Below are 4,780 nucleotides of genomic sequence, written 5' to 3'. Positions count from 1 at the left end.
ATGGAACAAGACAATAGCGGCTGGAATAGGTTGAATATGCTTATGAACGCCGGTCATGGCTTCGCAAGAAATTACGGTACGACGACGAATAATATGTCAGGCTCTAAGATGGAAGGCAATAGCCCATGGAAAAATGCAGGAGCTATAGGTTCTCTGGCACTTCAAGCAGCACCTATGGCTTTTGGTTACATGGCAGGTGGTCCAATGGGAGCAGCGTTGGCAGGAGGAGCATCCAAGTTTTTTTTAGATTACATGAATCAAAATAAAGATTTGTAGAATAACTAAAGAATAGTTTTGTAGGAGAACGTGATGGCATTTCCATTATTATTTCCATTAGCTGGGGCAGCAATTGGGGCAGGAATTAGATATGTACCTCATATTTTTAGGTTTTTTGCTCCTAAAGTAGTTACAGGGGCTAATAGATTAGGACAATTAATTGCAAAAGGCGCAAAGCATCCTTCGTCTATCGGTGCGGGTTTTGGAACTGCGATGATGCTCAAGGGAGACACTGATCTAAAAAAACAAAATTTACAGAATATGCTGAAGCCATATGGACCACTTATGCCCCACACGGCTCCTAAAGCGGAGATGCCTCTTGGAGTTGATCAACAGCCCCCTATGCCAAATGCACTGGAGGAAGCCCCAGAAGATCTTAAACCTAAAGTTGATGTACCCCAAGCACAGCCATTAGAAACTTCATCACAAACACCTCCTCGTGAACCGACAGATGTAGAGAAATTTTTACAGTCCAATACTTATAAGTTTTTTCAATCAGATGCGTATCAGAAACTCAAAGATCTTTTTGCTGGTATGGCAGAATCTTCATCAGACGGTTCTGGGTGGGATGCGCTTGCAAGTGGTGTGAAGCGTCTTAATGAAGGTGATAAACAAAGAGGGCAGGTTAACCAAACCGTCGAGTATCTGAAATCTAAAGGGTACAGTGAAGAAGAAGCGCGGTTCATAGCTGGAAATAAAGATGCGTTGAATGCTTTTCTATTACAAAAAGTGAACGGTGGTTATGATGCTAGGTCTAAAGAAGAAATGGACCGCCTACGAGAAACGATAGAGCTTAAAAATAGTGAAGCTATCAGTAGTAATACACTCCGTGACATTGAACGTTTTACGAATTATATAGAAGAGACTGGTGAATGGGCTACAGGTAATTCGGCTGCTGTACAAGCTAAATTAGGTGTTCCTCAACACCGTGATATGAGTTCACTGCTTGATTCCATTAAAAACCGTATAGGTATTGACCGTTTAGAAACCATGAGACGCTATTCACGTAATGGAGCTTCTGGTTTGGGTAACCTCACAGAAAAAGAGCTTGATATATTAAAGAGCTATTTAGGAGAGATAAAGTACAACTTGGGTCATAAAGAGCTGTTGTTTAGATTGAAAAAAATCCATGAGATTTTGGGTAAGATGAAATCAGACGTATTATCTTTGTTAGAAAACGGCAACATTGCATTAACACAAGAGAATATTGATAAAGTCACATCCCAATCGCATTCTACAGGTCCTCAGAAAGGATATAATAATCAGTTACCAAAGATGGGTGTAGAAGAAGCCGCAAGCAACGGGAACATAACTTACTTTATTGATAGTTCTAATGGTAAAGTTCTGGTTAAGGAGAAATAGTAATGTCCCCTTATAAGACTTTTGGTGGGATTAATTCTCAATATGTATACGCTAAGAATGGGACACGTTTTCGTGTAGTTGAAGACCCTGCTGAGATTGAGAGTTTTTTAACAAAAAACTCTCCTTCTCCCCGATATGTATACTCTAAAAACGGAACACGTTTCCGCGTAGTTGAAGATCCCGCTGAGATTGTGAAGTTATCTAATTCTTTTTCTGAAGGATTGCAAAATACAGCAGATCAATCAACTACAACAGATGATTTCTCATTTGATGATAAAGATCTTACATGGTGGGATGCTATTAGAAGCCATGGTACATCTGGTCTCACGGCGGGGTACAGTGATGAGATACAGGCGGCGAATGAAGCAGGTTTTACAGATTATTGGCGTGGTGATAAGAAAGCAGAAGAGGTTTATAATAGAAGAGTAGCCAAGGAACGTGCTTATCAAAAAGCCTTGGAAAAAAAATATCCATGGTTGTCTTCTGGTGCTTATATTGCCGGTTCGATTTTACCAACATTAGCATCTTTTGGTATCCCTGCATTAAATTTTTTGCGAGCAGGATCAACTTTAGGAAGTCTGGGTAGGGGAGCTCTTGTTGGGGCAGGTTCTGGTGCTTTGCATGGTTCTGGTGCAGGAGAAGGTTATAATGATACGGTGAATTCGGCGTTAGCTGGTGCTGCGGGTGGCGCTGTTTTGACGCCGGTCGCTATTTTGGGAGGTATGGGAATTTCTAAGGTAGTTCGTGGTGCAGGAAATCTTGTAAAGGATATTCCTATTATAAAGAGAGTTTTTAATCCTGCTCATAAAGAGGTTTTAAATAAAGCTTTGCGAGAAGTTGCCAAGCAACTTTACAATAATAGAACTAAAAATATCACTCAACGTCTTACTACTGAACCTGACGAAGTATTTTTAACAGATATTAATGAAAAACTACGACAGATTTTGTGGAACTCATCCAAAACAAATGAAAATGTTTATAATCTTTTGAAAAGAGCGCATGAGAAAAGATTAGGAGGTTCTGTTCAACGTCTTGATGATATGATGGAGAAGATAATTGTTCCATACCAACATAGCTATACTTTAAGCAGGGCTCTTAAAAAGCAAGGGAAAGAAGCGCATGATCATCTTTATGAGCAGGCAAAGCAAACTCCAATAGGCCAAGAACATTACCCAGTTCTTGATAAACTTTTTGAGAATAAAGGGTTTCAAAAAGCTCTCAAAGAAGCTGTAAATACCTTAGAAGAACATTCGCTGAAAGAAAATCCTAGACGATTTTATGATAGAAGGTTTAGCAGTATAAACTATAAACCTACGATAGAGTTATTAGATCAAACCAAGCAGTCTCTTGATGATTTGATCAAAAAAAGTGAAAGACTTGGGGATAATCAAAAAGTCTCTGGCTACCAAATACTCAAACAAAATTTGGTAAAAATAATGGATCAAATTTCTCCTACTTATAAAGAAGCACGTGGTAGTGCAGAAAAATTCAAAAACTTTGAAAATAGCTTTGAGAAAGGTAAGCAGGCTCTTGGAACAAAATTAGAAAAGGGTATTGAAAGGGATGAGGTTAAGGAAAGTCTTTATAAAGGCAACTGGTCAAGTAAAAACAATACCTATCATATTGGTATGAGAGATGCATTAGATGATTTATTAAGGAAAAATAATGACCCTGTTAATGAATTCTCTAATCTTTTAAAACAAAATCTTGCATCTGAGAATCTTAAAAGGATTATAGGATCCAAACGGTTTTCTACTTTTAAAAAGGCAGTAGATCAGGAGAAGTTCTACTCTGATGCAGCAAAAGAAGGTTTTAGCAAATTTGAAGGCGCTCCTGAGTTTTCTATTCGTGATGGAGTTAGTTTCCCAAACCTTACTGATATGCACACTCAAGCTTTTAAATTAGCACGGAATATATTTTATCATCCGAATTCATCAGAAGCGGTACGAGCAAGACAAGAGATGGAGCGGTGTATAGCAAAATTAGCAACTTTTGGCGTTAACGGAATGGAGAGAAATGAGATTGCCCAATTGATTCAAAGTGCTTTAAAATGGCATAAAGTGGGAGTAATAACGGATGAAGGCTTGAAGATTGTTTCTAGAGCTATAGCAAAAGGGCTAGGTCCCAGTGCTTCAATAGAGTATGCGAAATGACCCGTTCTAGTTCTTCTGTAGACCAAGCGATACGTCAGGCAGCAGCGCGTTATGGCTTGCCCGAAAGTTATTTATACCGTGTTGCGCAAGTGGAAAGTGGCGGCAATCCGAATGCAAGGAATCCACGTTCATCTGCGGGTGGGTTGTATCAATTTATAGACAGCACAGCCAAACAATATGGTTTGCAAGACCGTTTTGACCCCATGCAAGCGGCAGATGCCATGGGACGGTTGACCCTTGATAATCGCAACCATTTAAGCCGTGTATTGGGAAGAGCGCCTACTGATGCAGAATTGTATTTAGCACATCAACAAGGGGCAGGAGGAGCCGCCCGCCTTTTGCAAAATCCCCATGCCAATGCAGCGCAAATCGTTGGCAGTAATGCGGTTGGTTTGAATGGTGGCAACAGCGGTATGCGTGCAAGTGATTTTGTCAACCGCGTGCTACAGATGTATGGGGGGCAGCCTTATAGAGCAAGTCCTATAGCACAGGGTGGTTTTGGCAATAGAGACAACATGTTAGAGGTTTTACGGGCATTATTAGCATCACAATTAGCATCCCAAGAAGAGCCTTCGGAAGAAGAAGAGAGTGATGAAGATGATAATCCTTTGATGATGCCATTCATGCGGGCATTTTACGGACCATTTTACCGGAATTAGGATTCATGAGAGATGTCGACGATTTATGATTGGTCGCTTAGAGCGGCGGATAATACACGTTGTGATGCTTCAATTGATTGGTCAGAAGGGCAGCATCCTAGCAGTGTAAACAAGAGCGCCCGTGTGATGATGCAGCGCGTAAAGGAATACTTGTCAGACACGGGTGGCACGCTTGAAGGGATTGTTACCAATGATCATGCACAACAAACGAGTGTGATAAGACTTGCAAGCACCTCACAGTTTTTAGGTTATCAGAATGGGATTGTTTTGCGCTTTATGGCGACGAGCAGGAATGTTGGAGCAACCACAGTCTCCCTTAATTCTTTAGAT

Annotated in this window: 3 protein-coding genes and 2 pseudogenes; all 5 read left to right on the top strand. The window is 40.5% G+C overall.

Annotation, left to right across the window (positions count from 1 at the left end; genetic code table 11):
* A pseudogene (locus ACFIMQ_RS08945) lies at positions 1–276 on the top strand (hypothetical protein); the annotation flags it as partial.
* 33 nt (positions 277–309) lie between these two features.
* Positions 310–1,638: a hypothetical protein gene (locus ACFIMQ_RS08940; RefSeq protein ID WP_375703877.1), complete on the top strand. Its 1,329-nt coding sequence runs from the start codon at positions 310–312 to the stop codon at positions 1,636–1,638.
* A gap of 2 nt (positions 1,639–1,640) precedes the next feature.
* The gene (locus tag ACFIMQ_RS08935; protein ID WP_375703876.1) at positions 1,641–3,791 is read left to right on the top strand and encodes a glycine zipper family protein; all 2,151 of its coding nucleotides are present in this window, start codon (positions 1,641–1,643) and stop codon (positions 3,789–3,791) included.
* Positions 3,788–4,450 (top strand): transglycosylase SLT domain-containing protein, encoded by a 663-nt coding sequence (locus ACFIMQ_RS08930; protein ID WP_375703875.1) that lies wholly within the window; start codon positions 3,788–3,790, stop codon positions 4,448–4,450. The genes ACFIMQ_RS08935 and ACFIMQ_RS08930 overlap by 4 nt, the downstream gene beginning before the upstream one ends.
* A gap of 12 nt (positions 4,451–4,462) precedes the next feature.
* A pseudogene (locus tag ACFIMQ_RS08925) lies at positions 4,463–4,780 on the top strand (phage tail protein); the annotation flags it as partial.

The organism is Bartonella sp. AD13SXNS (genome assembly GCF_042196465.1).
Taxonomy (GTDB): domain Bacteria; phylum Pseudomonadota; class Alphaproteobacteria; order Rhizobiales; family Rhizobiaceae; genus Bartonella.
Note: the sequence above shows the minus strand (reverse complement) of the source record. Positions and strands in the feature narration are given on the sequence as shown.

Bases quoted from the DNA above. Each gene is read 5' to 3' on its own strand.
- ACFIMQ_RS08930 (WP_375703875.1), top strand. From the start codon at position 3,788: ATGACCCGTTCTAGTTCTTCTGTAGACCAAGCGATACGTCAGGCAGCA.
- ACFIMQ_RS08940 (WP_375703877.1), top strand. From the start codon at position 310: ATGGCATTTCCATTATTATTTCCATTAGCTGGGGCAGCAATTGGGGCA.
- ACFIMQ_RS08935 (WP_375703876.1), top strand. From the start codon at position 1,641: ATGTCCCCTTATAAGACTTTTGGTGGGATTAATTCTCAATATGTATAC.